Source organism: Streptomyces sp. AC558_RSS880 (assembly GCF_019049255.1).
In the GTDB taxonomy this organism is placed as follows: Bacteria; Actinomycetota; Actinomycetes; order Streptomycetales; family Streptomycetaceae; genus Streptomyces.
Genome location: NZ_JAGMUJ010000159.1, coordinates 47,291 through 73,578, shown reverse-complemented (window position 1 = coordinate 73,578; position 26,288 = coordinate 47,291). Strand labels below are relative to the sequence as shown.

The 26,288-nt window shown below is 72.9% G+C and carries 24 protein-coding genes and 1 pseudogene; 12 read left to right on the top strand and 13 right to left on the bottom strand.

The genetic code is table 11. The features are described 5' to 3' along the window. Window positions 1–3: 3 nt before the first annotated feature. The 3 genes and pseudogenes from KUM38_RS35430 to KUM38_RS35420 all read left to right on the top strand — a co-directional run. Window positions 4–936: a VOC family protein gene (locus tag KUM38_RS35430; protein ID WP_217135786.1), complete on the top strand. Its 933-nt coding sequence runs from the start codon at window positions 4–6 to the stop codon at window positions 934–936. A 92-nt stretch (window positions 937–1,028) separates the two neighbouring features. Beyond that, window positions 1,029–2,000 (top strand): fumarylacetoacetate hydrolase family protein, encoded by a 972-nt coding sequence (locus KUM38_RS35425; protein ID WP_217135784.1) that lies wholly within the window; start codon window positions 1,029–1,031, stop codon window positions 1,998–2,000. Continuing rightward, a pseudogene (locus KUM38_RS35420) lies at window positions 1,997–2,284 on the top strand (SDR family NAD(P)-dependent oxidoreductase); the annotation flags it as partial. The gene KUM38_RS35425 and the pseudogene KUM38_RS35420, both read left to right, overlap by 4 nt. Before the next feature lie 210 nt (window positions 2,285–2,494). Here KUM38_RS35420 and KUM38_RS35415 read toward each other — a convergent pair. The 7 genes from KUM38_RS35415 to KUM38_RS35385 form a co-directional block, all read right to left on the bottom strand. Beyond that, window positions 2,495–3,853, bottom strand: a complete 1,359-nt coding sequence (locus tag KUM38_RS35415; RefSeq protein ID WP_217135782.1) for an MFS transporter — start codon at window positions 3,851–3,853, stop codon at window positions 2,495–2,497. Between the two features lie 2 nt (window positions 3,854–3,855). After that, on the bottom strand, window positions 3,856–4,704 hold the full coding sequence (locus KUM38_RS35410) for an ABC transporter ATP-binding protein (protein ID WP_217135780.1): 849 nt from the start codon (window positions 4,702–4,704) through the stop codon (window positions 3,856–3,858). After that, window positions 4,701–5,753, bottom strand: coding sequence for an iron chelate uptake ABC transporter family permease subunit (locus KUM38_RS35405; protein WP_217135779.1), 1,053 nt, complete (start codon window positions 5,751–5,753; stop codon window positions 4,701–4,703). Before KUM38_RS35405 ends, KUM38_RS35410 begins: the two co-directional genes overlap by 4 nt. Next, a complete protein-coding gene (locus KUM38_RS35400) occupies window positions 5,750–6,793 on the bottom strand; it encodes an iron ABC transporter permease (RefSeq protein ID WP_217135777.1) in 1,044 nt (347 codons plus the stop codon). Before KUM38_RS35400 ends, KUM38_RS35405 begins: the two co-directional genes overlap by 4 nt. Further along, entirely contained in the window at window positions 6,790–7,851 is a 1,062-nt protein-coding gene (locus KUM38_RS35395) for an iron-siderophore ABC transporter substrate-binding protein (protein ID WP_217135775.1), read from the bottom strand. The genes KUM38_RS35400 and KUM38_RS35395 overlap by 4 nt, the downstream gene beginning before the upstream one ends. Window positions 7,852–8,084: 233 nt before the next feature. Next, the gene (locus KUM38_RS35390; RefSeq protein ID WP_217135774.1) at window positions 8,085–8,855 is read right to left on the bottom strand and encodes an AraC family transcriptional regulator; all 771 of its coding nucleotides are present in this window, start codon (window positions 8,853–8,855) and stop codon (window positions 8,085–8,087) included. Window positions 8,856–9,014: 159 nt separating this feature from the next. Further along, window positions 9,015–9,980, bottom strand: a complete 966-nt coding sequence (locus KUM38_RS35385; RefSeq protein ID WP_217135771.1) for a dihydrodipicolinate synthase family protein — start codon at window positions 9,978–9,980, stop codon at window positions 9,015–9,017. A gap of 296 nt (window positions 9,981–10,276) precedes the next feature. On the opposite strand from KUM38_RS35385, the gene KUM38_RS35380 reads away from it, so the two are divergent. The 3 genes from KUM38_RS35380 to KUM38_RS35370 all read left to right on the top strand — a co-directional run bounded on the left by KUM38_RS35380 (window position 10,277) and on the right by KUM38_RS35370 (window position 13,448). Beyond that, on the top strand, window positions 10,277–11,341 hold the full coding sequence (locus KUM38_RS35380; RefSeq protein ID WP_217135769.1) for a lipoate--protein ligase family protein: 1,065 nt from the start codon (window positions 10,277–10,279) through the stop codon (window positions 11,339–11,341). Between the two features lie 182 nt (window positions 11,342–11,523). Further along, a complete protein-coding gene (locus KUM38_RS35375) occupies window positions 11,524–12,189 on the top strand; it encodes a hypothetical protein (RefSeq protein ID WP_217135766.1) in 666 nt (221 codons plus the stop codon). A 347-nt stretch (window positions 12,190–12,536) separates the two neighbouring features. Beyond that, a complete protein-coding gene (locus KUM38_RS35370) occupies window positions 12,537–13,448 on the top strand; it encodes a CAP domain-containing protein (protein WP_217135763.1) in 912 nt (303 codons plus the stop codon). A gap of 12 nt (window positions 13,449–13,460) precedes the next feature. Here the strand turns inward: KUM38_RS35370 and KUM38_RS35365 are convergent, their stop codons facing one another. The 6 genes from KUM38_RS35365 to KUM38_RS35340 form a co-directional block, all read right to left on the bottom strand. Then, entirely contained in the window at window positions 13,461–14,981 is a 1,521-nt protein-coding gene (locus KUM38_RS35365; protein WP_217135761.1) for an NCS1 family nucleobase:cation symporter-1, read from the bottom strand. Between the two features lie 21 nt (window positions 14,982–15,002). Then, entirely contained in the window at window positions 15,003–16,004 is a 1,002-nt protein-coding gene (locus KUM38_RS35360) for a TIGR03842 family LLM class F420-dependent oxidoreductase (RefSeq protein ID WP_217135758.1), read from the bottom strand. Between the two features lie 11 nt (window positions 16,005–16,015). Beyond that, window positions 16,016–17,419, bottom strand: a complete 1,404-nt coding sequence (gene hydA / locus KUM38_RS35355) for a dihydropyrimidinase (protein ID WP_217135755.1) — start codon at window positions 17,417–17,419, stop codon at window positions 16,016–16,018. 43 nt (window positions 17,420–17,462) lie between these two features. After that, the gene (locus KUM38_RS35350; RefSeq protein ID WP_217135753.1) at window positions 17,463–18,749 is read right to left on the bottom strand and encodes an aspartate aminotransferase family protein; all 1,287 of its coding nucleotides are present in this window, start codon (window positions 18,747–18,749) and stop codon (window positions 17,463–17,465) included. Next, complete coding sequence (locus KUM38_RS35345) at window positions 18,746–19,588, bottom strand: nitrilase-related carbon-nitrogen hydrolase (RefSeq protein WP_217135751.1); 843 nt, start codon at window positions 19,586–19,588, stop codon at window positions 18,746–18,748. Before KUM38_RS35345 ends, KUM38_RS35350 begins: the two co-directional genes overlap by 4 nt. A gap of 478 nt (window positions 19,589–20,066) precedes the next feature. After that, window positions 20,067–20,336, bottom strand: coding sequence for a helix-turn-helix domain-containing protein (locus KUM38_RS35340; protein WP_217135749.1), 270 nt, complete (start codon window positions 20,334–20,336; stop codon window positions 20,067–20,069). Between the two features lie 33 nt (window positions 20,337–20,369). On the opposite strand from KUM38_RS35340, the gene map reads away from it, so the two are divergent. The 6 genes from map (at window position 20,370) to KUM38_RS35310 (ending at window position 26,242) form a co-directional block, all read left to right on the top strand. After that, the gene (gene map / locus KUM38_RS35335) at window positions 20,370–21,146 is read left to right on the top strand and encodes a type I methionyl aminopeptidase (RefSeq protein ID WP_217135745.1); all 777 of its coding nucleotides are present in this window, start codon (window positions 20,370–20,372) and stop codon (window positions 21,144–21,146) included. 410 nt (window positions 21,147–21,556) lie between these two features. Further along, window positions 21,557–21,667 (top strand): keywimysin-related RiPP, encoded by a 111-nt coding sequence (locus KUM38_RS35330; protein ID WP_107056101.1) that lies wholly within the window; start codon window positions 21,557–21,559, stop codon window positions 21,665–21,667. A 22-nt stretch (window positions 21,668–21,689) separates the two neighbouring features. Beyond that, window positions 21,690–23,540, top strand: coding sequence for a lasso peptide isopeptide bond-forming cyclase (locus KUM38_RS35325; RefSeq protein WP_217135743.1), 1,851 nt, complete (start codon window positions 21,690–21,692; stop codon window positions 23,538–23,540). A 46-nt stretch (window positions 23,541–23,586) separates the two neighbouring features. Beyond that, window positions 23,587–23,841: a lasso peptide biosynthesis PqqD family chaperone gene (locus tag KUM38_RS35320; protein WP_217135741.1), complete on the top strand. Its 255-nt coding sequence runs from the start codon at window positions 23,587–23,589 to the stop codon at window positions 23,839–23,841. After that, on the top strand, window positions 23,838–24,275 hold the full coding sequence (locus KUM38_RS35315; protein WP_217135738.1) for a lasso peptide biosynthesis B2 protein: 438 nt from the start codon (window positions 23,838–23,840) through the stop codon (window positions 24,273–24,275). Before KUM38_RS35320 ends, KUM38_RS35315 begins: the two co-directional genes overlap by 4 nt. Window positions 24,276–24,286: 11 nt before the next feature. Then, window positions 24,287–26,242, top strand: coding sequence for an ABC transporter ATP-binding protein (locus KUM38_RS35310; RefSeq protein ID WP_217135737.1), 1,956 nt, complete (start codon window positions 24,287–24,289; stop codon window positions 26,240–26,242). Window positions 26,243–26,288 lie beyond the last annotated feature (46 nt).

The following is a 26,288-nucleotide window of genomic DNA, read 5'->3' as shown; positions in this document are numbered from 1 at the left end:
ACCATGCGCCTGCTCACCCACCTGCGGCACGTCGACCTCGCCGTGCCCGACTACGACAAGCAGCTCGACTTCTACGCCGGCGTCTGGGGCCTGACCAAGGTCGCCGAGGACTCCGGGATCTCCTTCCTGGCCGCCGAGGGCTCCCCCGAGCAGTACGTCGTACGACTGCGCAAGGCCGACGAGAAGCGCCTCGACCTGGTCTCCTACGGCGCCGCCTCGCGCGAGGACGTCGACACCCTCGCCGAGCGACTGCTCGCGGGAGGCGTGCGGTTGATATCCCGGCCGGGCACGGTCGACACCCCCGGCGGCGGCTACGGCTTCCGCTTCTTCGACGTGGACGGCCGCACCATCGAGGTCTCCGCCGACGTCGCGGTGCGCCGGCACCGCAAGATCGAGGAGAAGGAGTCCATCCCGGTCAAGCTGAGCCACGTCGTCCTCAACTCGCCCGATCTGAACCGCACCCGCGCGTGGTACGAGCGCCACCTCGGCTTCCGCCTCTCCGACACGCTCAGCTCGCCCCACATGGGCGAGGTCATGCACTTCATGCGGATCTCCAACCAGCACCACTCGATGGCGCTGGCCAAGGGCCCGCACACCTCCCTGCACCACGTCTCCTTCGAGATGCGCGGCATCGACGAGTACATGCGCGGCTCCGGGCGCGTCATCCGCGCGGGCTTCAAGAAGATCTGGGGTCCGGGACGGCACATGGCGGGCGACAACACCTTCACCTACTTCCTCGACCCGCACGGCAACACCGTCGAGTACACCACCGAGCTGGAGTGCCTGGACGAGGACACCTGGCACCCCCACGTCTACGACTTCTCCCGGCCCGAGGTCACCGACCAGTGGGGCACCGCCAACCCCATGAACGAACTCGTCGCCAAGGAGTCCTTCAACGACCCCGACCGCGGCGTCTTCGTCGCCCCGCCGGTCTGATCCCGCCCTTCTCGGCTCCGGGGGCGCGGCGGCCCGTCCACCGCCCTGACGCGGTCCGCCGCTCCCCCGGGCCCCTCCGCCAGGAGCCGTACATGCGCTTCGCCACCTATGAACACCACCACCGGGCCCGTCTCGCGGTCGTCGACGACGAGGGCGTGCTCTTCCCCGTCCCCGGCGTCCGCTCCCTCACCGAGCTCCTCGGCCGGGGAGGGGGACTCCCGGCCCTGCTCGACGCCGGCGCCGCGAGCTTCGACGTACCGCGGGGTCCGCACGTCTCCCAGGTCCGCCTGCTGCCACCGCTGCGACCCGCCTCCGTACGGGACTTCGTCACCTTCGAGGAACACGTCGAGGGGGTGCGCCGGTCCGTGGAAGGCACCGGCGGCGTCCCCGAGCAGTGGTACGCGGCCCCGACCTTCTACTTCACCAACCCGCACGCCGTCCACGGTCACGGGGACCGGATTCCCGTGCCGCCCGGATCAGCCGTCCTGGACTTCGAACTGGAAGTGGGCGCGGTCATCGGCCGGGAAGGCCGTGACCTCACCCCCGAGCAGGCCCGCGACCACATCGTCGGCTACACCGTCTTCAACGACTGGTCCGCCCGCGACCTGCAGTCCGCCGAGATGAAGGTCGGCCTCGGCCCCTGCAAGGGCAAGGACACCGCCACCACCCTCGGCCCGTACCTGGTCACCGCCGACGAGCTGGAACCGTACCGGGACGCCGACGGTTTCCTGCGCCTGGCGCTGACCGCCGAGGTCAACGGCGAGAAGGTCGGCGAGGACCTGCTGTCCAACATGAGCTGGACCTTCGAGGAGATGACCGCCTACGCCTCCCGCGGCACCCGGGTCGTCCCCGGTGACGTCCTCGGCTCCGGCACCTGCGGCAACGGCGGCTGCCTGGCCGAACTCTGGGGCCGGCGCGGCGAGCGGACCCCGCCGCCGCTGAAGCCCGGCGACACCGTCACCCTCACCGTCGAGGGCCTCGGCACCCTCACCAACACCGTCGTCCCTGGCGTGGAGCCCGTTCCACTGCCGGCCGGCCGGCGCCGGTCCCGGGAACGGCCGTGAGCGACCTGCGCCCCCAGAGGCTGCTCGGCAAGGTCGTCGTGGTCACCGGCGCCGCCCGCGGGCAGGGCGCCGCCGAGGCCGAGGCGCTCACCCGGGAGGGCGCCCGGGTCATCGCCACCGACGTCACCGAGGCGCCCGGCTGCCGGCGCCTCGACGTGACCAGCGAGCAGGACTGGGCCGAACTCGCGGCCGAACTGCGGGAGTCGTACGGGCAGGTGCACGGCCTGGCCAACAACGCCGGCGTCACCTGGCGGGCCCGCCTGGACGAGGTACGCCCGGAGGAGCCCCTGAGCGGCCCCGGAATTCCGGTGCGTGGACGCCGGATGTCTCGACGAGAGCCGGAACGCCCACGGCGTGAAGCGGATGTCTGACGTGCCGGGCCGGGAGCGCCGGGGAATTCCTTTTCGCTCGGGGCGGCTCCGGGGAGTTTCAGCGGCACGAGCCGGTGCGTCTCCGCGCCGTTGCCGGTCGTTCGGCCGTGACGGGACAGCGGGCTACCGATCGGCGCCGACGCCGTCACGGCCCGGCGCGGTTCCGGTGCCCTCGCCGCCAGGTGCGGTTCCGGTGCCCTCGCCGCCCGGTGCGGTTCCGGTGCCCTCGGCGGCGCGGCGGCGGGCGTCCTCGTCGGTGCGGGCGTCGTAGCTGATGAGCTTCGGCAGCGCGGCGGCGAGCAGGCCCACCGCCGCGACGCACGCGAGTCCGCCCGTCCAGATCGCGGGGCGTACGCCGGTCCAGCCGGCCATCGCCCCGGCGCGGACCTGGCCCAGCTGCGGGCCGACGCTGTAGGAGAGGACCTCGATGCCGGCGAGCCGGCCGCGCAGCCGGTCCGGGATGGTCTGGTTCCAGATGGTCGCCCGGCCCAGTCCGCTCAGCATGTCCCCCGCTCCCGCCAGCCCGAGGCACAGCAGCACCAGCCAGACGTTCGACGTCCAGCCGGCCGCCGCCATCGCCAGGCCCCAGCTGGCCGCGCCGAACACCACCAGCAGGCCGTGCCGCCGCGTCCGGGAGACCCAGCCGCTGGTGAGGGTGACCAGCAGCGATCCGACGGAGCCCGCCGCGTACATGAGGCCCAGCGACCAGTCGGCGTCGAGCTCGTCGGCGAGGAAGGGGAAGACGGTGTTGGGGAAGGCGAGGAACATCGCCGCCAGGTCGACCGCGTACGTGCCAAGGAGCACCGGCCGGGACCAGGCGTACCGGGCCCCCTCGGCGATGCCGCGCAGCGACGGCCTGGCCGCCTGCTCGACCGGCGGCACCGGTGCCAGCCGGCGGCACATCAGGACCGACACCGCGAAGCTCACCACCGTGATGGCGTACGCGGTGCTGTTGCCCGCGTACGCGACGACGAGGCCCGCCAGCGCCGGTCCGGCGATCGCGCCGGTCTGCCAGCGCAGCGAGTTCAGCGCGGCCGCGGCGGCGAGCTGGTCGTGCGGGACGATCCGGGCCAGCAGCGAGTCCAGGGCGGGCCGCTGGAGTCCGGCGAGTGCCGCGACACCGGCCGCGACCACGTACAGCGGCCACAGCATGGGGCTGGGCAGCAGCGCGTTCAGCAGCAGGACGGCGGCCAGCACTCCCAGTCCCGCCTCGGTGAGCACGATGACCTTGCGCCGGTCCACGGCGTCGGCGAGTGCCCCGCCGTACAGGCCGAAGACCACCAGCGGCACCAGTTCGACGGCGCCCATCGCGCCCACCGCGAGCGGTGAGCCGGTCAGCTCCTTGATCTGCAGCGGCAGCGCGATCAGCGCCATCACGCTGCCGACGTAGGTGACGACGCCCTGCACCCAGAGCAGGCGGAAGTCGCGGGAGGAGCGCCAGGGGGAGAGATCGGGGAGTACGGCGGCGAGTTTGGCGTGCATGGTCAGCGGCTCCCGGCCGATTCCGGCGCGGGGGCGGCTTCCGCGTCCCCGGTCGTCGAGTGGTGGCGTCCGATCGGCAGAACGAGGGGCTTGCCCGAGACCGGGTCCTCGATGACGCGGCTGTCCATGCCGTAGACGGCCCGGACCGTGTCCTCGGTCATCACCTCCTCGGGTGTTCCGGCGGCGTGCAGCCGGCCCGCGGCCAGGGCGACGAGCCGGTCCGCGTAGCGGGCGGCCAGGTTGAGGTCGTGCAGGACCATGACGATCGTGGTGCCGCGGGTCCGGTTCAGGTCGGTCAGCAGGTCGAGGACCTCGATCTGGTGGCTGACGTCGAGGAACGTGGTGGGCTCGTCGAGCAGCAGCAGGTCGGTCTGCTGGGCCAGCGCCATCGCGATCCACACGCGCTGGCGCTGGCCGCCGGAGAGTTCGTCGACGGACCGCTCCACCAGTTCCGTCGTCCGGGTCGCCTCCAGCGCGGCGGCGACCGCGGCGTCGTCCTGCGCCGTCCAGCGGGAGAAGGCCCGCTGGTGGGGGTGGCGGCCCCGGCCGACCAGGTCGAGGACCGTGATGCCTTCGGGTGTGACCGGTGACTGCGGCAGCAGGCCGAGGGTGCGGGCGAGTTCCTTGGCGGGGGTGCGGTGGACCTCCTTGCCGTCCAGGACGACCCGGCCGGTGCGCGGGACCAGCAGCCGGGACATCGAGCGCAGCAGCGTCGACTTGCCGCAGGCGTTGGCGCCGACGATCACCGTGATCTTCCCGGCCGCGAGGGTCAGGTCCAGGCCCTCGATGACGGCGCGGTCGCCGTAGCCGAGCGTGAGGTCCTCGGTGGCGAGGGTGTGGGACGCGGTCACAGTGAGCCTCCGGCCCGGTTGGTGCGGACGATCAGGTAGACAAGGTAAGGCGCGCCGAGGACGCCGGTGACGACGCCCACCGGGTAGCGGGTGTCGAAGGCGTACTGGCCGGTGAAGTCGGCGACGAGGACGAGCAGGGAGCCGACCAGGCCGGCCGGCACCAGCAGGGAGCCTCCGGTTCCGGTGAGCCGGGCGGCGATCGGACCGGAGAGGAACGCGACGAAGGCGATCGGTCCGGCGGCCGCCGTGGCGAACGCGATCAGTCCGACGGCGGCGACGATCACGGTGACGCGGGTGCGTTCGACGCGGACGCCGAGCGCGGAGGCCGTGTCGTCGCCCAGGCTCAGCGCGCTCAGGTTGCGGCCCTGGAACAGCAGCACCGGGCCGAGCGCCAGCACGGCCAGGACGGTGGGCACGGTCTCTTCCCAGGTGGTGCCGTTGAGGCTGCCGGTGAGCCAGCGCATCGCCGCTTGGAGGTCCCACTCACCGGCCCGGGACAGGACGTAGGAGGTGACGCTGTCGAGGAGGGCGGCGATGCCGATGCCGATCAGGATGAGCCGGGTGCCGGCGACCCCGTCGCGGAACGCGAGGACGTACACCAGCAGCGCCACCCCGAGCGCGGCGGTGATCGCCAGCGCGGACACCTGGGTCTCGCTCAGCGAGAAGGTGACGATGGCGATGGCCGCCGCCGCGCCCGCGCCCGCGCTGATGCCGATGACGTCGGGGCTGGCGAGCGGGTTGCGGAGCATCGTCTGGAAGGTGACGCCGGCCATGCCGAAGCTGAACCCGGCGGTCAGGGCGAGCACCGCGCGCGGCAGCCGCAGCGTGCCGACGGTGAAGGAGGCGCCCGGCACCTGCTCGCCCATGACGACGCGCAGCACGTCGGAGGCCGGGTAGAAGGTGTGCCCGGCCATGAGCGTGGTGACGAAGGCGGCGACGACGAGGACCAGCAGGGCGCAGACGATCAGCCGTCGCCGGTACGCGCGGCGGACCCGGGCCCGGGTGACCGTGCGCAGTGTGGGCGGGGCGGTGACGACGGGGGCGCTCACAGGGATCTGACCTTCTGCCGGCGGACGATGTGGATGAAGAAGGGGGCGCCGACGAACGCGGTCACGATGCCCACCTCGATCTCGGACGGCCGGGCCACGACCCGCCCCACCACGTCGGCGACCGTCAGCAGGACGGCGCCGCCCAGCGCGGAGAACGGCAGCAGCCAGCGGTGGTCCACGCCCACCAGCAGCCGGCAGGCGTGCGGTACGACGAGTCCGACGAAGGCGATCGGGCCGGCGACGGCGGTGGACGCGCCGCACAGCACGACCGCGCCGAGCGCGGCGCCCGCCCGCACGAGGGCCACCCGCTCGCCGAGTCCGGCGGCCAGCTCGTCACCCAGGGCGAGGGAGTTGAGGGCGCGGGCGGAGGCCAGGCAGACGACGAAGCCGGCGGCGAGGAACGGCAGGACGCTGCCCAGCTGCGCGTAGGTGGCACCGCCGACGCCGCCGATCTGCCACAGCCGGAAGGTGTCGGAGATGTCGTTGCGGGGCAGGACGACGGCGCTGACCAGGGAGGCGAGCGCGGCCGCGATGGCGGCACCGGCGAGGGCCAGCTTCAGCGGGGTGGCGCCGCCCCGCCCCAGCGAGCCGACGGCGTACACGAATCCGGCGGTCACGGCCGCCCCGGTCATCGCCGCCCAGATGTATCCGGACACCGACGCGAGGCCGAAGTAGGCGATGCCGGTGACCACGGCGAGCGAGGCGCCCATGTTGACGCCGAGGATGCCGGGGTCGGCCAGCGGGTTGCGGGTGACGCCCTGCATGACCGCGCCGGAGAGGCCCAGGGCGGCGCCGACGACGACGGCGAGGAGGGTGCGCGGTACGCGGTTGGCGACCGCCGCCTCCTCCAGGGTGCCCTCCGCTCCGCCGAGCGCCGCCCACACGTCGGCCCAGGCGACGTCCCGGGAGCCGTAGGCGAGGGAGGCGGTCATGGCGGCGAGCAGGACCGCGGCGACGACGAGGAGCCAGGTGACGCGCACGCGCGCCGGACGCCGCAGCGGGGCGGTGTCCGGCGCGGGCGGGACGGCGGTGACGGTCACGCGGCCTTGTCCGCCTTGTCCGCGGCGTCGGCGAGCGCCTTCACGTAGTCCTCCAGGACGTACGGGATGGACAGCGGGGTCGGGTTGGCGGCGGTGGCCAGCGGGGTGCTGCCGGGCAGCAGGTAGAGGGAGTCCCGCCGCACTGCGGCCAGCTTGGAGGTGAGCGGGTCCTTCTTGAGGGCCTTCAGCAGCTCGCCCTTGTCGTCCCCGTAGCCGGTGATGATGTCGACGTCGTTGAAGTCGTCGATGTGCTCGGCGCTCTTGGTGAGGACGAACTTCTTCGTCGACTCGGACGGGCCGGAGACGCTGGCGGGGATCTCCAGGCCGAGGTCGGTGAAGAACTGCGTGCGGGTGTCGTGGGTGGTGTAGAAGCCGACCTGGCTGACGTTCTTGGACGACACGTGCGTCATGAACATCGCCGTCTTCCCCTTCAGCTGGGGGTACTTCGCGGCGGTCTTCTCGATCTGCCCCTCGAGGTCGGCGATCAGGTCGTCGCCCTCGTCGGCCAGTCCGATGGCCTTGCTGTTGAAGCGGATGATGTCGCGCCACGGGGTCGCCCAGGCGGCCTCGGGGTAGGCCACGACGGGGGCGATCTGGCTGAGGGTCTCGTAGTCCTGCTCCGTCAGTCCGGAGTACGAGGCGAGGATGACGTCCGGCTTGGTGTCGGCGACGGCCTCGAAGTCGATGCCGTCGGTCTCGTCGAACAGGACCGGCGTCTTGGCGTCGAGTTCCTTGAGCCTCTCCTCGACCCAGGGCAGTACGCCGTCGCCGTCGTCGTCGCCGAAGTTGGCCTTGGCCATGCCGACGGGGACGACGCCGAGGGCGAGCGGGACCTCGTCGTTGGCCCAGTTCACGGTGGCGACGCGCTTCGGCTTCTCGGGGATGACCGTGGTGCCGAGGGCGTGCTTGATCGTCACCGGGAACTGGCCGGAGCCCTTGGCGTCGGCACCGGCGGCGCCGCTGTCGTCGTTGGTGTCGCCGGACTCGCCGCCGCAGGCGGTGAGTCCGAGCAGGAGGGCCGCCGCGAGGGCGAGCGCGCGAAGGCGTGGGGTTCTCATCGACCGTGTTCCACTTTCGGTCCGGGGTGCCGGAGCTCGCACGTCCGGACCGGGGACCGTGGGTCGTGGAGCGGGGCACCAGACTCGCTACAGCAAGTTAGGTAAGGCTTGCCTGAACAGCGTATGGAGTGGGGGCGCGTCGATCAATCGAGCCTTTTCGACATCCCTTGTAGCGATCGGGACACGCGGGCGGACGGGTTCCCCGGGCGACGGCCGTCGCCCTCCCCGGTCCCTCAGCGCGCCCGGAACCTGCCGGGGGTCATGCCGGTCGTCCGCCGGAAGGCCGCCCCGAAGGCGCTCGCCGAGCGGTAGCCGACCGCGTCGGCCACCACGTCGACCTCGAAGCCGAGGGACAGCAGCTGCACGGCGTGCTGGGCCCGCACCGAGGCGACCCAGCGGGCGAAGCTCGTACCCGTCTCGCTCTGGAACGCGCGGGTGATCGTGCGGGCGCTGCACCCGAGGGCGGCGGCCCAGCCGGTGAGCGTGCGCTGGTCGGAGGGATCGGCCCGTACGGCGTCCACGATGGGCCGCAGCAACGCGGAGGTGGGCAGCTGCACCAGCAGCGCCCGGGACGACGGGCACAGCACGTCGAGCACCATCGCCTCGGCCACGGCCCTGGAGTGCGGCGGCAGGCCGGGCTCCTCGAGCCGCTCCAGGAGCAGCCGGAGCAGCGGGGTGATCTCCACGGCCACCGGCTCGTCGGGCAGCGCCGACCGTGTGCCGTGCCGGAAGAAGTGGGCGCGGTAGGAGGTCCCGGCGACCGCGGAGGCGGAGTGCAGCTGCCCCGCCGGCATCCACAGGCCCAGCGTCGGCGTGATGCACCACACCTGGGAACCGACCACGGCGGTGGAGGTGCCGTACTCGTTCCAGAGGAGTTCGTGCCAGGGGTGCGAGTGTTCGTTCCACGTCGTGTCGGCGGCGACGACCTCCTCGTACCCCTGGATCACGAAGGGCACGTCCCCCTCGCCGGCGGCGAGTGCCGGCAGGTCCCTGATGACACGCATGCCGCTCAGGCTAACCGGCACCCGCCCCTCCGCCGGCCGTCGGTCAGGACGCGGGACCGGCCGCGCCGGCCCGGGCCGGCGCGGTCGGCACGGTGCGGGCGGTGCTCGCGGCGGCGAGGTCGCGGCCGGTCACCGGTGCGTCGTCCGGATGCCGTGCCGTCATCGGGCCGGGAGCAGGCCGGCGCCGCGCAGCCGCTGCTCGACGAGCGCGATCGCGGCGTCGCCCAGCTGGATCTGCGGGGCCGCGGTGGTGCCGTCAGCGAACACCCCGAGCAGGCGCAGCGCGTGCTTGAAGGCGCCGATGGCGGAGGAGTTGCGGCCCATCTCGTTCTCCGGTCCGGCGTCGACCATGCCGAACAGCTCGACGAGCCGCTCCTGTTCCTCGACGGCACGGTCGAGGTCGCCGCCGCGCACGGCGTCGTAGAGGCGTACGTAGCCGGCGGGGTCCACGTTGCCCAGGCCGGGCACGACGCCGTCGGCGCCCGCCAGCAGGGCGGTGTCCACGGTGAGTTCGGACCCGGTGAGGATGCTGAAGGAGGGCGCCGGGCCGTCGGCGCGGCCCCCGCGTCCGCCGAGTTCGACGATGAGCCGGCGCAGGGAGCCCTCGTCGCCGCTGCTGTCCTTGAGGCCGGACAGCGTGCCGTCCGCGGCGAGTTCGCGCACCAGGGCGACGGAGAGCTTGCTGTGCACGGAGACCGGGAGGTCGTAGGCGTACAGGGGCAGGCCGCCGCGGGAGCGGACGGTGCGGAAGTGGTGGGCGATCTCGACGGGGTGGGTCCGGGCGTAGAAGGGGGCGGTCGCGACCAGCGCGTCGGCGCCGGCCTCGCGGGCGGCCTCCGCGTGGACGAGGACGCGGGGCGTGGTCATGTCGATGACGCCGGCGAGCACGGGGACGCGGCCCGCGACGGCCTCGACGACGGTCCGCAGCACCACCTCCCGCTGCCGGTCGGTGAGGAAGGCGACCTCGCTGCTGGAGCCCAGGGCGAACAACCCGTGCACCCCCTCGTCCACGAGGTGCTCCACGTGCCGGGTGAGCGAGACGGTGTCGACCTCGCCCGACGCGTCCAGGGGGGTGCAGACGGGCGGCACGACGCCGCGGAGGGGCTGGGACTGGGACGAGGTCATGGTGCCTCCTGGGCTGCGCGGACGGTGGAGGGCCGGGCCGCCCGGGTCCCGGAGGGCTCCCGCCACCCGTGCACCGAGGTCCTGCCGTCGGCCACGCCCAGTCTGCTGGAACGTCCCGGGCGGATCGTGCCGCACCGCCCTGTGTCCCCCGGCAATCGGCCCGCCGCCCCCGACCGCCCGTTCCGCGCCCGTTCCCGGTCGCCGCCGGGGCCGTCCGACCTCCCGCCGGTCCGGGGCGGGGAACACCCCCGCCCCCGCCGGTGTTGGCGTCCACGACAGCAGGGAAAGGCGGAGCCGTGCACGGTGAGTACAAGGTTCCCGGCGGCAAGCTCGTCGTCGTGGACGTGGACGTGGAGGACGGCGCGCTGCGGCACGTGCGCGTGGCGGGCGACTTCTTCCTCGAACCGGACGAGGCGCTGGACGCCGTGAACCGCGCCCTGGACGGCGCCCCCGCCGACACCGACGCCGCCGGTCTGGCCGCGCGGATCGACGCGGCCCTCCCCGAGGGGACCGTGATGTACGGGCTCACCTCGGAGGGCGTCGGCACCGCGGTGCGCCGCGCGCTCGCGCACGCCACCGACTGGACCGACTACGACTGGCAGGTGGTCCACGAGGGCCCGCAGTCCCCCGCCCTGCACATGGCGCTGGACGAGGTCCTGACCGCCGAGGTCGCCGCCGGCCGGCGTCCGCCGACGCTGCGGGTGTGGGAGTGGGGCGCCCCGGCGGTGATCATCGGGAGCTTCCAGTCGCTGCGCAACGAGGTCGACCCCGAGGGCGCCCGGCGGCACGGCGTCGAGGTGGTGCGCCGGATCTCCGGCGGCGGCGCGATGTTCGTGGAACCCGGCAACACCATCACGTACTCGCTGTCGGTGCCGGAGGCGCTGGTGCAGGGGCTGTCGTTCCAGGACAGCTACGCCTACCTCGACGACTGGGTGCTGGGCGCGCTCGGCGAGATGGGGATCCGGGCCTGGTACCAGCCGCTGAACGACATCGCCACCGACCAGGGCAAGATCGCGGGCGCCGCGCAGAAGCGGATCGTGGGCCCGGACGGCGGCCCCGGCGCGGTGCTGCACCACGTGACGATGGCGTACGACATCGACGCCGACAAGATGCTCGACGTGCTGCGCATCGGCCGGGAGAAGCTGTCCGACAAGGGCACCAAGAGCGCGAAGAAGCGGGTGGACCCGCTGCGCCGGCAGACCGGTCTGCCGCGCGAGGCCGTCATCGAGCGGATGATCGACTCGTTCCGCGCCCGGTACGGGGCGGCGGACGGCAAGGTGACGGACGCGGAGCTGGCCCTCGCGGAGGAACTGGCGCGGACGAAGTTCACCACGCCGGACTGGACCGCCCGCGTACCCTGAGGCACGCAAATCGCCTTTTGACGGGGGGAATTGAGGCAAGTCGCCGCCTCCGGCGGTACGTACCTGTCACCGCCCCCCTACGGAGCGAGTTGGCCCTTCCCGCACCACGGGAACGCGTGTGACACTGGCGTCCCGTCCGCTGTGCGGACCCCCTCCGCACCGTCCCCCACGAAGAGTGCGCCGTGCGTTCCTTTCCTCTGCCGGTCACCCTGACCGCGCGTCTGTCCCCGGTCATCGTCCTCGCCGCGGCCGGCTGGGCGCTGTCCTCCGGCCCGACGGACGCGCCGTCGGAGGCCGCGGACCAGCCGACCGGGAAGACGAAGACCCAGTCCGCCTCGACCCCTTCGCAGACGCAGGCGGTGAAGACGTACGCCGCCGCGCCGGCACCGTGCGACAGCGTTGTCGAGAAGACCGTCAAGTCCCTTGTGCCGGGCGCCAGGACGGCCGGCAAGGAGATACCGTCCACGGACTCGGATCTGCGCCGCACCTGTTCCTGGAACGCGCTCAAGGGGTACGAGTACCGCTGGCTCGACGTCTCCTTCGAGGTGCTGGAGTCGGACGAGGCGGCGGAGCGGTCGTACCAGGGGCGGCTGGAGGACAAGAGCGGCGGGGGCGCGGTCCCCGGGCTCGGGGACGCGGCGTACTCCGTCGTGGACCTCACCACCGAGGACAAGCAGCAGACGCGCGAGGGCGTGGTGGTGGCCCGCGCCTCCAACGCGCTGGTGATCGTGACGTACAACGGCAGCGACTTCGAGTCGAAGAAGGCACCGGGCACGGACGAGATCAACAAGGGCGCCATCAAGGCCGCCAAGGAGGCGGTGGCGGCACTGGAGAAGAACCGGAATTGATGATTCCGTGACATCTGTCACACACCGTCGGCGATCTGCGCGGGTCGCTTAGTAGCGATCATCCTGGCGACATAGGGGACTTGTCCGTCTTGCCGTGAATGCGGACGGGGGCGGGGCAGGGGGTGACCGGGCGGAAAGCCGATGGCCACCGCTCCTTCGCCGCATACGGCTTTCTGACGGGTCGGCAGGCGTCCCGCAGGGCCCGTCGCGGGCAGGTCGGCACGCTCTCCCGCCCGCCGCAAGTCCCCCGCGGACCTACGAAGCCCGGTAGTACGAGGGCCCTTTGCGCCCGGTGCCGGGGCGTCCCAAGAATGACCAGCCTCCGGACAGCAGGGGTGAGGTCACTCATGGGAAAGCATCGTCATCAGAAGCAGTACCGGCGGACGGTCGTCGCGGCAGTCGCCATGGGGGTCATAGGCATACCCTCGGTCGCCATGGCCTGTACGGACTGGTCCGGCGACGACGGCCGGCAGAGCCAGGGCGCGGCGGCCGGGGCCGAGGACAGGTGGGGCGGCCCCGACTGGTACAGCCAGTGGAGCAGCCGGCAGCCCGGTGAGCCCACGGCCCTGCCGTCGGGCACGCCGACCGCTACCGCGAGCGCCTCGAAGCCCGCCACGCCGAAGCACAGCAGCGCGAAGCCGTCGCACAAGCCGAAGACGAAGGTCCCCGAGGCAGCCACCTCCAGGCCCACGACCACGGCCCCGAAGCCCACCACGGCCGCTCCGAAGCCCACCACCGCGGCCCCCAAGCCCACCACGGCCGCCCCCAAACCCACCACCGCGGCCCCCAAGCCCACCACCGCGGCCCCCAAGCCCACCACGCCCGCTCCCAAGCCCACCGCCACCGCGCCGAGCCCGGCCGCACCGGGCGGCGCCAGTGCCTCCGGAGCCGTCACCAAGGTCGTGGAACTCGTCAACGCCGAGCGCGCCAAGGCCGGTTGCTCCCCGGTGAAGGCGAACGCCACCCTGACCAAGGCCGCGCAGGACCACAGCGAGGACATGGCGTCGAGCGTCACCATGTCGCACACCGGGTCGGACGGCTCCTCGCCCGGCGACCGCATCACCCGCGCCGGCTACAGCTGGAGCACCTACGGCGAGAACGTCGCCCACGGCTACTCCACCCCCGAGCAGGTGATGACCGGCTGGATGAACAGTCCCGGCCACAAGGAGAACATCCTCAACTGCGGGTTCAAGGAGATCGGCGTCGGTCTCGCCCAGCCCGGCTCCTACTGGACCCAGGACTTCGGCACGGCCCGGTAGGCCCCCGCGCGCTCACGCGCGCCGGTGGCCCGCCATCAGCGCGACGTACACGACCAGCGAGGCCGCCAGCCCCACCGCCCAGCCGTAGTCCGCGAGGGGCTTCAGGAAGGGGATCAGCCCGTCCTCGGGGAAGGGTCCCTTCCCCGGGGCCGAGTGGGAGCCGCCCACCGCGAGCACCCCGCCGACCAGGAAGGCGGCGACGGCGCGCAGGTTCCAGCCGGAGGTGTACCAGTAGCGTCCGCCGGGTGTGTACAGGTCGGGCAGGTCCAGGGCGGTGCGGCGGACGATCCAGTAGTCGGCGATGAGGATCCCGGCGACGGTGCCGAGGAGCCCGCCGACGAGACCCAGCCAGGTGAAGATGTACAGCTCGGGTGTCTCGGTGAGCTTCCACGGCATGATCAGCACGCCGACCACACTGGTGATCAGCGCGCCGGTGCGGAAGCTGATCAGTCGCGGCGCCAGGTTCGCCAGGTCGTACGCCGGTGACACCACGTTCGCCGCGATGTTCACCGAGATGGTGGCGACCAGGACCGTCACCAGGGCGAAGAGCAGCCCGAAGACGTTGTCGGTCCGGCCGGCGAGTGCGACGGGGTCCCAGACCGGGGCCCCGTACACCGCCTGGCTGCCGGACGTGACGAACACCGACAGCAGGGCGAACAGGGTCATGGTGGTGGGCAGTCCGAGCGTCTGCCCCCAGACCTGGGCGCGCTGGCCCGCGCCGAAGCGGGTGAAGTCGGGGATGTTCAGGCTCAGGGTCGACCAGAACGCGATCATCCCCATGAGGGACGGGAAGAACACCGGCCAGAAGTCGGCGCCCCAGCCGAGCCGGGACGGCTGGTCGAGGAGCGGCCCGAGGCCGCCGGCCTTGTTCGCGATCCAGGCCAGCAGCACCAGCGCGCCCACGATGACGAACGGCGCGGCCCAGTTCTCGAACCGGCGCAGGGTCTCCATCCCCCGGTAGATGATGGCCAGTTCGAGGGCCCAGAACAGCACGAAGCACACCCACAGCGTCCACGGCTGACCCCCGACCTCCGACGCCTGGGCCCAGCCGCCGAACAGCTTGCCCAGCAGCACGAAGACGCCCTGGCCGCCGATCCAGGTCTGGATGCCGAACCAGGCGCAGGCCACCCCGGCCCGGATCAGCGCCGGCAGGTTGGCGCCGCGCAGCCCGAACGAGGCACGGGCCAGCACCGGGAACGGGATGCCGTACTTGGGGCCGGCGTGCCCGGTCAGCAGCATCGGCGCGAGCACGATGACGTTGGCGAGCGCGATGGTGAACACGGCCTGCTTCCAGTCCATCCCCAGCGCGACGAGACCGGAGGCGAGCAGCCAGGAGGGGATGTTGTGCGCCATCCCCACCCACAGGGCCGTGAAGTTGTACGTCGTCCAGCGGCGGCGGGCCAGCGGCACCGGCAGCAGGTCGTCGTTGACGAAGCGGCCGTCGGTGAGGGTGGTGCCCGGCGGGAGCTCGACGCGTCCCGCCGGGTCGGGTATGGGTGGGTCGGACGGCGTGGGCGGGACGGTCGCGGTCATGGCGTGCCCCTTCGGCGAGGGTTACGGGTGGAGTGCCGGGATGATCTCCGCGCCGTACGCGTCGATCGTCGTCTCCTGCGCGTCGTGCATGTCGTACACGGCGAACTGGTCCACGCCCAGCTCGCGCAGCGCCCGCAGCTTCTCGATGTGCGCCTCGGGCGGGCCGAGCAGACAGAACCGGTCGACGATCTCGTCGGGGACGAAGTCCGTGGACGGGTTGCCGGCCCGCCCGTGGTGGCTGTAGTCGTAGCCGTGCCGTTCCTTGATGTACGACGTCAGCGCCTCGGGGACCAGGCCGGAGTGCTCGCCGTAGCGGGCGACCAGGTCGGCGACGTGGTTGCCGACCATGCCGCCGAACCAGCGGCACTGCTCCCGGGCGTGCGCCAGGTCGTCGCCGACGTACGCGGGGGCGGCGACGCAGACGGTGACGGACGCGGGGTCGCGCCCCGCCTCCACGGCCGCGGCGCGTACGGCCTTCACCATCCACTCGGTGAGGTACGGGTCGGCGAGCTGGAGGATGAAGCCGTCGGCCTTGCGTCCGGCGAGGGCGAGCGCCTTCGGCCCGTACGCCGCCATCCAGACGGGCAGCTTCCCGTCCCGCACCCACGGGATCCGCAGCGGCTGCCCGTCGACCTCGGCCTCGCGCCCCTCGGCGAGGTCGCGGATCGCGTCGATCGCCTCCCCGAGGCGGGCCAGCGTGCCCGGCCTGCGTCCGGCGACGCGCATCGCGGAGTCGCCGCGGCCGATGCCGCAGACGGTGCGGTTGCCGAACATGTCGTTGAGGGTGGCGAAGGTGGAGGCGGTGACCTCCCAGGTGCGGGTGCCCGGGTTGGTGACCATCGGGCCGACCTTCAGTTTCGTGGTGTTGGCCAGGATCTGGCTGTAGATCACGAAGGGTTCCTGCCACAGCACGGCGGAGTCGAAGGTCCAGCCGTGGGTGAAGCCGTTGCGCTCGGCGCGCTTCATCAGGCTGACGACCCGTGAGGCCGGCGGGTCGGTCTGCAGGACGAGTCCGAAGTCCATGCGCGGCTCTCCTAGGTGAGGTACTGACAGGTGGAGCGCGGGGTGTAGACGCCGTGTCCGGCCCGCCCGGTGTACTCCCGGTCGGTGATGACGGGGACGCCGCGCGAGAGGACGGTCTCGACGCGGCCGGTGACCCGCCTGCCCTCGTAGGCCGAGTAGTCGACGTTCATGTGGTGGGTGTCGGCCGAGATGACCTGCTCGGCGTGCGGGTCGTAGACGACGACGTCGGCGTCGGCGCCGGGCGCGATGGTGCCCTTCTTCGGGTACAGGCCGAACATCCGGGCCGGGGTGGCGCAGGCGATCTCGATCCAGCGGCGGCGGGAGAGGTGTCCGTCGAGAACGGCCTGGTGGAGCAGGTCCATGCGGTTCTCCACGCCGGGGAGACCGTTGGGGATCTTGGAGAAGTCGCCGCGGCCGAGTTCCTTCTGGCCGGTGAAGCAGAAGGGGCAGTGGTCGGTGGAGACCACCTGGAGGTCGTTGGTGCGCAGGCCCCGCCAGAGGGCCGCCTGGTGCTCCTTCGGCCTGAGCGGGGTGCTGCACACGTACTTGGCGCCCTCGAAACCGGGCTCGGCGAGGTTGTCGGTGGAGAGGAACAGGTACTGCGGGCAGGTCTCGCCGAAGACGTTCAGACCCTCGTCGCGGGCCCTGGCCAGCTCGGCGACCGCCTCCGTCGCGGAGACGTGCACGACGTACAGCGGGGCACCGGCGACCTGGGCGAGCCGGATGGCGCGGTGGGTGGCCTCGGCCTCGAGGAGGGCCTTGCGGACCTCGCCGTGGAAGCGGGGGTCGGTCTCGCCGCGGGCGAGGGCCTGTTCGACGAGCACGTCGATGGCGATGCCGTTCTCGGCGTGCATCATGATCAGTCCGCCGTTCTCGGCGGAACGCTGCATGGCGCGCAGGATCTGGCCGTCGTCGGAGTAGAAAACACCCGGATACGCCATGAATTGCTTGAATGACGTGACGCCCTCTTCCACCAGAAGGTCCATTTCCTTCAGCGTCTCGTCGTTGACGTCCGAGACGATCATGTGGAAGCCGTAGTCGATGGCGCAGGTGCCCTCCGCCTTGGCGTGCCAGGCGTCCAGGCCCTGGCGCAGGGACCGGCCGACGCTCTGCACGGCGAAGTCGACGACGGTGGTCGTACCGCCCCAGGCGGCGGCCCGGGTGCCCGTCTCGAAGGTGTCGGAGGCGAAGGTGCCGCCGAACGGCAGCTCCATGTGGGTGTGGGCGTCGACCCCGCCCGGGATGACGTACTTGCCGGTGGCGTCGATGGTCCGGTCGGCGGTGAAGGCCTCGGCGGCCGGGGTGGCGGAGGCGGCGAGGGCGGCGATGCGGCCGTCCTCGATCAGGACGTCGGCGTGGATCTCGTCGGAGGCGGTGATGACGAGGCCACCGCGGATGACGGTACGGCTGCTCATGGGGCTCCCTCTCTACGAGCTGTGCGAGCTCTGCGAGCCGGTGCTACGACGTGCTCCTCAGGGCGCGTTCGAGGATCGCGGCGCCCTCCTCGGCCTCCGCGACGTTGAGGGACAGCGGCGGGGCGATGCGCAGGGCGCTGGTGTCGTGGCCGCCGCCCTTGCCGATGAGCAGACCGCCCTCGCGGGCCGCCTCCAGGACGGCGGACGCGGCCGCCGGATCGGCCTCGTCGGTGCCGGGCTTCGTCAGCTCGACGCCGATCATCAGCCCGCGCCCGCGGACCTCGCGTACGGCGGGGACGTGGGCGGCGGCGGCCCGCACCCGCTCGATGAGCATGCCGCCGACCCGGCGGGCGTTGCCCTGGAGGTCGTGCTCCAGCAGGTAGGTGAGGTTGGCCAGGCCCGCCGCCATGGTGATCTGGGTGCCGCCGAAGGTCGAGATGCTGTTGGCGTCCAGGCAGTTCATGATCTCGGCGCGGGCGACGACCCCGCCGATGGACATGCCGTTGCCGATGCCCTTGGCGAAGGTCAGCATGTCGGGCGGCCCGCTGCGGCCGTGCGCCTGCCAGCCCCAGAAGTGCTCGCCGGTGCGGCCCCAGCCGGTCTGCACCTCGTCGGCGATCCACAGGATGCCCCGCTCGTGCAGCACCTCGCGGAAGGCCGCGTACAGTCCGTCGGGCGGCGAGGTGAAGCCGCCGACGCCCTGGATCGGTTCGGCGATCAGCGCGGCGGGCGGGCGGGTGTGGCCGAGGAGGTCCTTCAGGTCCTCGACGCAGGCCGCGACGAAGTCGTAGTCGTCGAGCGCGGCGAACGGGCCCCGGGTGCGCACACCGCCGTGGACGTAGAGCGTCTGGAGCGGGGAGAGCGAGGTCGGGGACCAGCTCCGGTTGCCGGTGATGCCGACCGAGCTGAAGGAGCGGCCGTGGTAGCTGTTGCGCATGGCCAGGATCGTGTTGCTGCGCCGGTAGGCGGTGGCGAGCAGCAGGGCGGTGTCGTTGGCCTCGGTGCCGGAGGTGGTGAAGAACACCCGGGCGTCCGGGATGCCGCTCAACTGGGCGATGCGCTCGGCGAGTTCCACCATCTGCCGGTTAAGGTAGAGGGTGGAGGAGTGGACGATCCGCCCGGCCTGCTCGCTCACCGCCTTGGTGACCTCGGGCAGGGCGTGGGCGGTCATGGTGGTGAGGATGCCGCCGAAGAAGTCGAGGTAGCGGTTGCCGTGGGAGTCCCAGACGTGGCGGCCCTCGCCGTGGGTGATCTCGATGGGCTCCTCGTAGTAGAGGGCGAGCCAGTCGGGCAGCACGGACCGGTGGCGGCCCAGCAGGTCGTCGGTCACGGCCGCACCAGCCCCTCGTAGGCGTCGGGGCGGCGGTCGCGGTAGAAGGCCCACTGCTGCCGCACCTCCTCGATGAGGCCGAAGTCCAGGTCGCGGACCACGAGCTCCTCCTTGCTGTCGCTGGCGACGTCGCCGACGAACTGTCCGCGCGGGTCGACGAAGTACGAGGTGCCGTAGAAGTCGTTGTCGCCGTACTCCTCCACGCCCACGCGGTTGATGGCGGCGACGAAGTACTCGTTGGCGACGGCCGCCGCCGGCTGCTCCAGCCGCCACAGGTGGGACGAGAGGCCGCGGTGCGTGGCGGACGGGTTGTAGACCAACTGGGCTCCGTTGATCCCGAGTTGCCGCCATCCCTCCGGGAAGTGGCGGTCGTAGCAGATGTAGACGCCGACCTTGCCGACGGCGGTGTCGAAGACGGGCCAGCCGAGGTTGCCGGGCCGGAAGTAGAACTTCTCCCAGAATCCCTTGACCTGCGGGATGTGGTGCTTGCGGTACTTGCCGAGGACGGTGCCGTCGGCGTCGATCACGGCGGCGGTGTTGTAGTAGTAGCCCGACTGCTCGATCTCGAACACCGGCACGACGATCACCATGCCGGTCTCGCGGGCCAGTTCCCGCATCCGGCGGACGGTCGGCCCGTCGGGCACGGGCTCGGCCCAGCGGTAGTGCTCGGGGTCCTGGACCTGGCAGAAGTAGGGGGAGTTGAACACCTCCTGGAACCCGATGACCTTCGCGCCCCGCCGGGCCGCCTCGCGGGCGTGCTCCTCGTGTTTCACCAGCATGGACTCGGTGTCCCCGGTCCAGGTGGCCTGGACCAGAGCGGCACGTACGACGTTGGCCATGAGCTGCTCCTTCGACGCGACGTCAGAGCCTCTACGCCCGTAGAAGGGGCCGTAGAGGGACGAACCTAAGCCTCTCGGGCGGCCTTGCCAAGACCATCGTCGTGAACCCGCTGAGTCGATCGTGTTTCGCACTCCTGTGGGTGAGCCGGCCGTGCCGGCCGGGGCCGGTCGGGCGGTGGATCCGGCACGCGGAGGGCGTGCGGCAGCTCCCGGTGCCGCTCGTCCGGGACGTCCTGTGCGGCGGTGAGGAGCGGGGGGACGAGCCGTCGCGGGTCCGGGGCGGCCGTGCGGGCCGCGTCCTCGGGGGTTCGCGTGCGGACGCGGGCGTCGAGCAGCGCCCGCGGCTCACGGTGCCGTGCCTCCGCGTCCGGGGCGAGCACGGCCCGTCCGATCCCGTCGGCCGGCCGTACGACGCCCTGCCGCGGGGGCCGCTTCCCGTCGTGTCACGGCGACGCCGTGGAGAGTTCTCCGGCGGGACTCAGGCGGCGGCCGAAGGGGCGGGCGCGGCCGGCGCGCAGCGCACCGCCACTTCGTCCATCGACAGGCCGAGCGTGCCGGCCAGCGCGGCCACCGTGAAGAACGCGGGGGTCGGGGCCCGTCCGGTCTCGATCTTGCGGAGGGTCTCCGCCGAGATGCCGGCGCTCGCCGCGACGTCGGCCATGCTGCGGCCGCCACGCGCCTCGCGCAGCAGCCTGCCGAGCCGCTCGCCGCGTTCACGCTCTTCCGGGGTCAAGGGGGTGCGCACCATGGCACCCATTCTAATACCGGTATAGTAATTGGCATGGTGGAACTGAAGACCGACACATCGATCGATGCCATGTACGAGGCGGGCCAGGTCGTCGCGAGCGCGCTGACGGCCGTACGGAGCGCCGCCGACGTGGGCGTTTCCCTGCTGGAGCTGGACGAGGTGGCGCGGGACGTGCTGCGTGCGGCGGGTGCGACCTCGCCCTTCCTGGGCTACCGGCCCTCCTTCGCGCCGACCCCGTTCCCCGCGGTGATCTGCGCCTCCGTGAACGACGCGATCGTGCACGGCATCCCGGACGGCTACCGGCTGCGCGACGGGGACCTGGTCTCCGTCGACTGCGGCGCCCAACTGGGCGGCTGGGCCGGGGACTCGGCGATCAGCTTCACCGTGGGCACCCCGCGCCCGGCCGACGTGACGCTGATCGAGACCGCCGATCGGGCGCTCGCGGCGGGCATCGGGGCGGCCGTCGTCGGCAACCGCGTCGGCGACATCGCGCACGCGATCGGCACGGTGTGCCGCGGTGCGGGCTACGGCATCATGGAGGACTTCGGCGGCCACGGCATCGGCCGCCGCATGCACGAGGACCCGGGCGTGCCGAACGAGGGCCGGCCGGGCCGGGGCATGCCCCTGCGGCACGGCATGTGCCTCGCGATCGAGCCGATGCTCATCGCCGGCGGCACCGACACCTACCACACCGCCCCGGACGGCTGGACCCTCCGCACGAACGACGGCTCCCGCGCGGCACACGTGGAACACACGGTGGCGATCACCGAGAACGGACCGCGCGTCCTGACGGCCCGCCGGACCGCTTGAGAACGCCCGCACCCCCTATAACACCCACTCCCCTCCCTACACATGGGCGGAGGCGCATGGTGCGCGCCGGAAGGCCGGGAACGCGCCCCGGCGGCTCCCCTCCGCCCCTCGCAGCAGGACCGGTGTGCCGGGCGGGCGGTCCCGCACCGAAGCCGAGATGGAAACGTTTCTCCCCACAAAGGTCCGGGCGAACCGCCCCCGCGCGCCCCACCGGACCGGGCGACACCGGACCGGCCGGCAAGCGGAATCCTCGAGAATTCGCATACGGTCATACTTTCTCGGATCTTCTTGCCCTGATCGGCGGTTCTGCCGCTAGCTGGGTGCCGCACCGCTCCTCGCCCCGGGCTCCCGATGAGCCACGGGCACGTCGACGAGGGGAGCGGCCGAGCAACCAGCACGCGAGGAGAGTCATGAAGAAGGCCTACGAAGCGCCGACCCTCGTCCGTCTCGGTACGTTCCGCAAGGAGACCGGGCTCCTGGGCCGGGCCGGAAACGACCGGCTGATCCTGAGCAAGAACTGACGGACGGTACCGAACCGACGTCATGACACCACTGCACGAAAGTGCGGGGACGGGCCCCGGCGAGGCGCACTTCGCGGTCTTCACCGACCGCGAGGAGGCGGCCGCCGCGGCCCGCTCCTTCGCCCGGCCCGGCTGCCGGACCGTGCACCACCCCTCGGGCCGGCCCTGGCTGGTCGGTCACTGGCGCGACGACGAGGCCGTCACCGCACACGCCGGCGAGGCCGCCCTGGCGGTCCTCGGCCGCTGTCCGGTGGAGGCGGACGAACTGCGGCACCGGGCGGCCCGGTTGCGCGACCTCGCCGAGGTCGACGCGCTGGCCCGCTCCCTCCCCGGCAGCTTCCACCTGGTGGCCGCCCTCGACGGGAGGATCCGGGTCCAGGGCACGGCCTCCGGCCTCCGGCTGGTCTTCCACGCGGAGATCGCCGGCACCCGGGTCGTCGCCACCCGGGCCGACGTGCTCGCCGACGCCCTCGGCCTCGACCCCGATCCCGCGGAACTGGCCGTCCGGCTGCTGTGGCCCGCCCCGTACCCGCTGTACGAGACGTCGCTGTGGCCCGCCGTCACCGCCGTACCCCCGCAGGACGCGGTGGTCGTCGCGGCGGACGGGCGCGGCGCACGGCACACGCGGTGGTGGACGCCGCCCGAACCGGTCGTGCCGCTGGTGGAGGCGGCCGGCCCGGTCCGCGCGGCGCTCCAGGACGCCGTCGACGCGCGGACCCGGCAGGGTGGCGTGGTCAGCTGCGACCTGTCCGGCGGGCTGGACTCCACCTCCGTCTGCTTCCTCGCCGACCGCTCCCCCGCCCGCGTGGTGGCCTCCACCTGGCCGGGACGCGACCCGGCGGACACCGACCTGTACTGGGCCGAGCAGGCCGCCAGGTACCTCCCGGACGTCGAGCACGTGGTCTGGGACGCCGACGCCTCGCCGCTGGTCTACGACGATCTGCTGGACATCGACGACGGCCTCGACGAACCCACCATCGGCGTCATGGACCGCTCCCGGGCCCTGCACCATCTGCCGGGACTGGCCGCGCGCGGCAGCCGCGTGCACCTGACCGGCATCGGCGGCGACCACGTGGCCTGGTGCTCCGAGGCGTACTACCACCGGCTGCTGCGCACCCGCCCGCTGCACGCGCTGCGGCAGCTGCGCGGGTTCCGGGCCCTGTGGCAGTGGCCGCTCGACGGCACGGTCCGCGCCCTGGCCGACACACGGCCGTACGGGAAGTGGCTCGCCGATGCCGCCGGCCGGCTGCGCGACCCGTCCCCGTCCTCCGTCGCCACCGCACTCGGCTGGGGCATGGCCCCCCGCCTGCTCGACTGGGTGACCGCGGACGCCGAACGGCTGGCGCGGCGGGCGCTGCTCGACGCCGCGGCGACGGCGACTCCGCTCCACCCCGACCGGGGCGTGCACGCGGACCTGGAGCAGATCCGCTCCACCACCCGCGTCATCCGGCAGTGGGACCACATGGCGGCCCGCGCCGGCCTGCCGATGGCCTCGCCCTTCCTGGACGACCGGGTCATCGAGGCGTGCCTGGCCGTGCGTCCGGCCGAGCGCGTCACACCGTTCCGGTACAAGCCGGTGCTGACCACCGCGATGAGCGGGGTGGTTCCCGAGCCGTGCCTGCGCCGGACCACCAAGGCCGCGGCCTCCATGGACGCCTCCAACGGACTGCGCGAGAACCGTGCCGACCTGCTGGCGCTGTGGGAGGACTCCCGGCTGGAGCGGCTGGGGCTGGTGGACGGCGCCGAGCTGCGCCGGCTCGCCCGGCGGCCGGCCTCTCCCGGTCTGTCCGACGCCGTCCTCTACTCGACGATCGCCGCCGAGGTGTGGCTGCGCGGGCGCTCCCGCAGCCGCGGCGGTACCCGTATCCCGTAGCCCTCCGTGGCCGCGAGGGCCCCTCGCGGTACAGAAAGGCGATGCCATGCCCCTGCGCTTCGACGCACACGTCTCCACGGCCGAGACCGACTACGGCACCGTGCTCCTGGACGAACGGGCCGGAGACTACTGGGAACTGAACCCCACCGCCACGCTGGTGGTGCGGACGCTGATGGACGGTGGCGAGGTCGCCGACGCGGCCGCCGTACTGGTCCGCGAGTTCGACATCGAGCGGGCGCAGGCCCTGCGGGACGTCGAGGCACTCGTCCGCGACCTGCGCGAGGCGGGGCTGGCCTCATGACCACGCCCAGCGCGCTGGAACGCCCCACCGGGGTGCCGCTCGGGCTGCGCCTGGCCGCCCGTCTGGTCCTGCTGCCCGCCTTCCTGCTCACCCTGCTGCCGCCCCGCCGCATCCGCGCCGTGCTGTGCGTCCTGCGGCGCGGCGCGGCACCCGCCACGGCCGCCCAGGCCCGGAACGCGCGGGACGCCCTGTGCGCGGTCAGCCTGCGCTGCACCGGTCCGAAGGGCTGCCTGCCCCGTTCCCTGGGCGCCGCCCTGCTGTGCCGGCTGCGGGGCACGTGGCCGACCTGGTGCGCCGGGGTCCGGGTCGTACCGCCCTTCACCGCGCACGCCTGGATCGAGGCGGAGGGCCTCCCGGTCGGGGAGGGCGTGCCCGAGGGGTACTTCGCCCGGCTGGTCTCCGTCGAGCCCCACCCCCGCCCGCCGTCCCGGTGACCGACGCCCCGATGTCCCGGCATTCCGACGTCCCGGCCGCCGACACCCCCGCGGCCGACACCCCGACCACCGACGCCCCCGCGGCCGACGTCCCCACCACCGACTCCCCGGCCCGGAACACCGGGGAATCGGCCGGTCTCCCCGCTCCCCCGTCGGCCCCGGGCGAGGACCGGTCCACCCGGGCGGCGCTCGGTACGCTCTACCGCCTCACCGCCGGGCACCGGCGGGCCGTCGCCGTGGCCGCCGTACTGACCCTCGCGGGTTCCGCCCTGGGGCTGGCCCAGCCGCTCGTGGCCCGGCACGCCGTGGACGCGAGCGGCCGCGGGCAGGTCGTCTGGCCGCTGCTGGCCCTGCTCGGCGCGCTGTTCGCCGCCGAGGCCGCGACCGGCTCGGTGGGACGCTTCCTCCTGGAGCGCATGGGCGAGGGCGTCGTACGGCAGCTCCGGTTCGGCCTGGTGGACCGGCTGCTCCGGCTGGAGATGCGGGAGTACGACCGCCACCGCTGCGGCGACCTCGTCTCCCGGGTCACCGCCGACACCGCCCTGCTGCGCGAGGTCGTCTCGCAGGCCCTGGTCGACCTGGTGACCGGAAGCGTCGTCGCCGTCGGGGCCGTGGTCCTGATGGCGTGGCTCGACCCGCTGCTGCTGCTCCTGGTCGCGCTCACCGTGGCCGCCGCGGCCGGTGTCGTCACCTCCCTGCTCAAGGGGATCCGGTGCGCCTCCGAACGCATGCAGCGCGCGGTCGGTGCCGTCGCCGCCGACCTGGAACGGGCCCTCGGCGCCCTGCCCATGGTCCGGGTGCACCGTGCCGAGGGGCGCGAGACGGCCCGGGTGGGAGCGCGCGTGCAGGAGGCCCACGACGCGGGTGTGCGCACCGCGAAGCTCGCCTCCGTCATGAGCCCCGCCGTCGAACTCGCCGTCCAGGGCTCCTTCCTCGTGGTCCTCGTCGTCGGCGGCCTGCGCGTGGGCGGCCGGGACGGCTCCCTCGGCGACCTGGTCGCCTTCCTGCTGTACGCCTCCTACCTCGTGCTGCCGCTGGCCTCCGTCTTCCAGGCGGTGGGCCTCGTCCAGCGCGGCATGGGCGCCCACCGGCGCGTCGAGGAGGTCCTGCGCCTTCCCGTCGAGCGCACCGGGCCGTCGGTCCCGGCCGCGCCCGCCCGCGTCCGGCCCCGCCCCGGGACGCCCGGCGACGGTGGGCGGCCCGCGCTCGCCCTGGACGGCGTCCGCTTCGGCTACGACCCGCACCGGCCGGTGCTGCGCGGCGTGTCCTTCGCCGTCGCCCCGCGCCGCCAGGTCGCCCTGGTGGGCCCCTCGGGCGCCGGGAAGAGCACGGTCTTCGCACTGGTCGCGGGCTTCTACGAGCCGGACGCGGGCGCCGTGCTCTTCGACGGCCGGCCGGCCGTCGAACTCGGCCGTGACGCGTGCCGGCGCCGTATCGCCGTCGTGGACCAGAACACCCACGTCGTGCACGGCACCCTGCGGGAGAACATCGCCTACGCCGTGCCCGACGCCCCGGAGACGGAGCTGAGGCGGGTGGTGGAGCTGGCCCGGCTCGAGGAGGTCGTCGACCGGCTGCCCGGTGGTCTGGACGCCGTGGTCGGCGAGCGCGGGGGCACCCTCTCGGGCGGCGAACGCCAGCGCGTGGCGCTGGCCCGGGCCCTGCTCGCCCGTCCCTCGCTGCTGCTGCTCGACGAGCCGACCTCCCACCTGGACGCGATCAACGAAGCGGCGCTGACCACGGTGATGAAGGACGTGGCCCGGGAGTGCGCCCTGCTGGTCGTCGCCCACCGCCTGTCCACCGTGCGGCACGCCGATCACATCGTCGTCCTGGACCGGGGCCGGACCGTGGGCCAGGGGCGGCACGAGGAGCTGCTGGCCGCGAACCCCCTCTACCGGGAGCTGGCCGCGAGCCAGATGCTGCGGCCGGGCTACCGCCGGTCCCCGGGCCGCACTCCGTCGCCCTCCTGACATGCCCGCGGATACGGAACGTGTCATCGTGGGCATGAGCGAGCCC

Coding starts and splice junctions, on each gene's coding strand:
- KUM38_RS35430 (WP_217135786.1), top strand. CDS start 4: ATGCGCCTGCTCACCCACCTGCGGCACGTCGACCTCGCCGTGCCCGAC.
- KUM38_RS35425 (WP_217135784.1), top strand. CDS start 1,029: ATGCGCTTCGCCACCTATGAACACCACCACCGGGCCCGTCTCGCGGTC.
- KUM38_RS35415 (WP_217135782.1), bottom strand. CDS start 3,853: ATGCACGCCAAACTCGCCGCCGTACTCCCCGATCTCTCCCCCTGGCGC.
- KUM38_RS35395 (WP_217135775.1), bottom strand. CDS start 7,851: ATGAGAACCCCACGCCTTCGCGCGCTCGCCCTCGCGGCGGCCCTCCTG.
- KUM38_RS35390 (WP_217135774.1), bottom strand. CDS start 8,855: ATGCGTGTCATCAGGGACCTGCCGGCACTCGCCGCCGGCGAGGGGGAC.
- KUM38_RS35385 (WP_217135771.1), bottom strand. CDS start 9,980: ATGACCTCGTCCCAGTCCCAGCCCCTCCGCGGCGTCGTGCCGCCCGTC.
- KUM38_RS35370 (WP_217135763.1), top strand. CDS start 12,537: ATGGGAAAGCATCGTCATCAGAAGCAGTACCGGCGGACGGTCGTCGCG.
- KUM38_RS35365 (WP_217135761.1), bottom strand. CDS start 14,981: ATGACCGCGACCGTCCCGCCCACGCCGTCCGACCCACCCATACCCGAC.
- KUM38_RS35360 (WP_217135758.1), bottom strand. CDS start 16,004: ATGGACTTCGGACTCGTCCTGCAGACCGACCCGCCGGCCTCACGGGTC.
- hydA (WP_217135755.1), bottom strand. CDS start 17,419: ATGAGCAGCCGTACCGTCATCCGCGGTGGCCTCGTCATCACCGCCTCC.
- KUM38_RS35345 (WP_217135751.1), bottom strand. CDS start 19,588: ATGGCCAACGTCGTACGTGCCGCTCTGGTCCAGGCCACCTGGACCGGG.
- KUM38_RS35340 (WP_217135749.1), bottom strand. CDS start 20,336: ATGGTGCGCACCCCCTTGACCCCGGAAGAGCGTGAACGCGGCGAGCGG.
- map (WP_217135745.1), top strand. CDS start 20,370: ATGGTGGAACTGAAGACCGACACATCGATCGATGCCATGTACGAGGCG.
- KUM38_RS35330 (WP_107056101.1), top strand. CDS start 21,557: ATGAAGAAGGCCTACGAAGCGCCGACCCTCGTCCGTCTCGGTACGTTC.
- KUM38_RS35325 (WP_217135743.1), top strand. CDS start 21,690: ATGACACCACTGCACGAAAGTGCGGGGACGGGCCCCGGCGAGGCGCAC.
- KUM38_RS35320 (WP_217135741.1), top strand. CDS start 23,587: ATGCCCCTGCGCTTCGACGCACACGTCTCCACGGCCGAGACCGACTAC.
- KUM38_RS35315 (WP_217135738.1), top strand. CDS start 23,838: ATGACCACGCCCAGCGCGCTGGAACGCCCCACCGGGGTGCCGCTCGGG.
- KUM38_RS35310 (WP_217135737.1), top strand. CDS start 24,287: ATGTCCCGGCATTCCGACGTCCCGGCCGCCGACACCCCCGCGGCCGAC.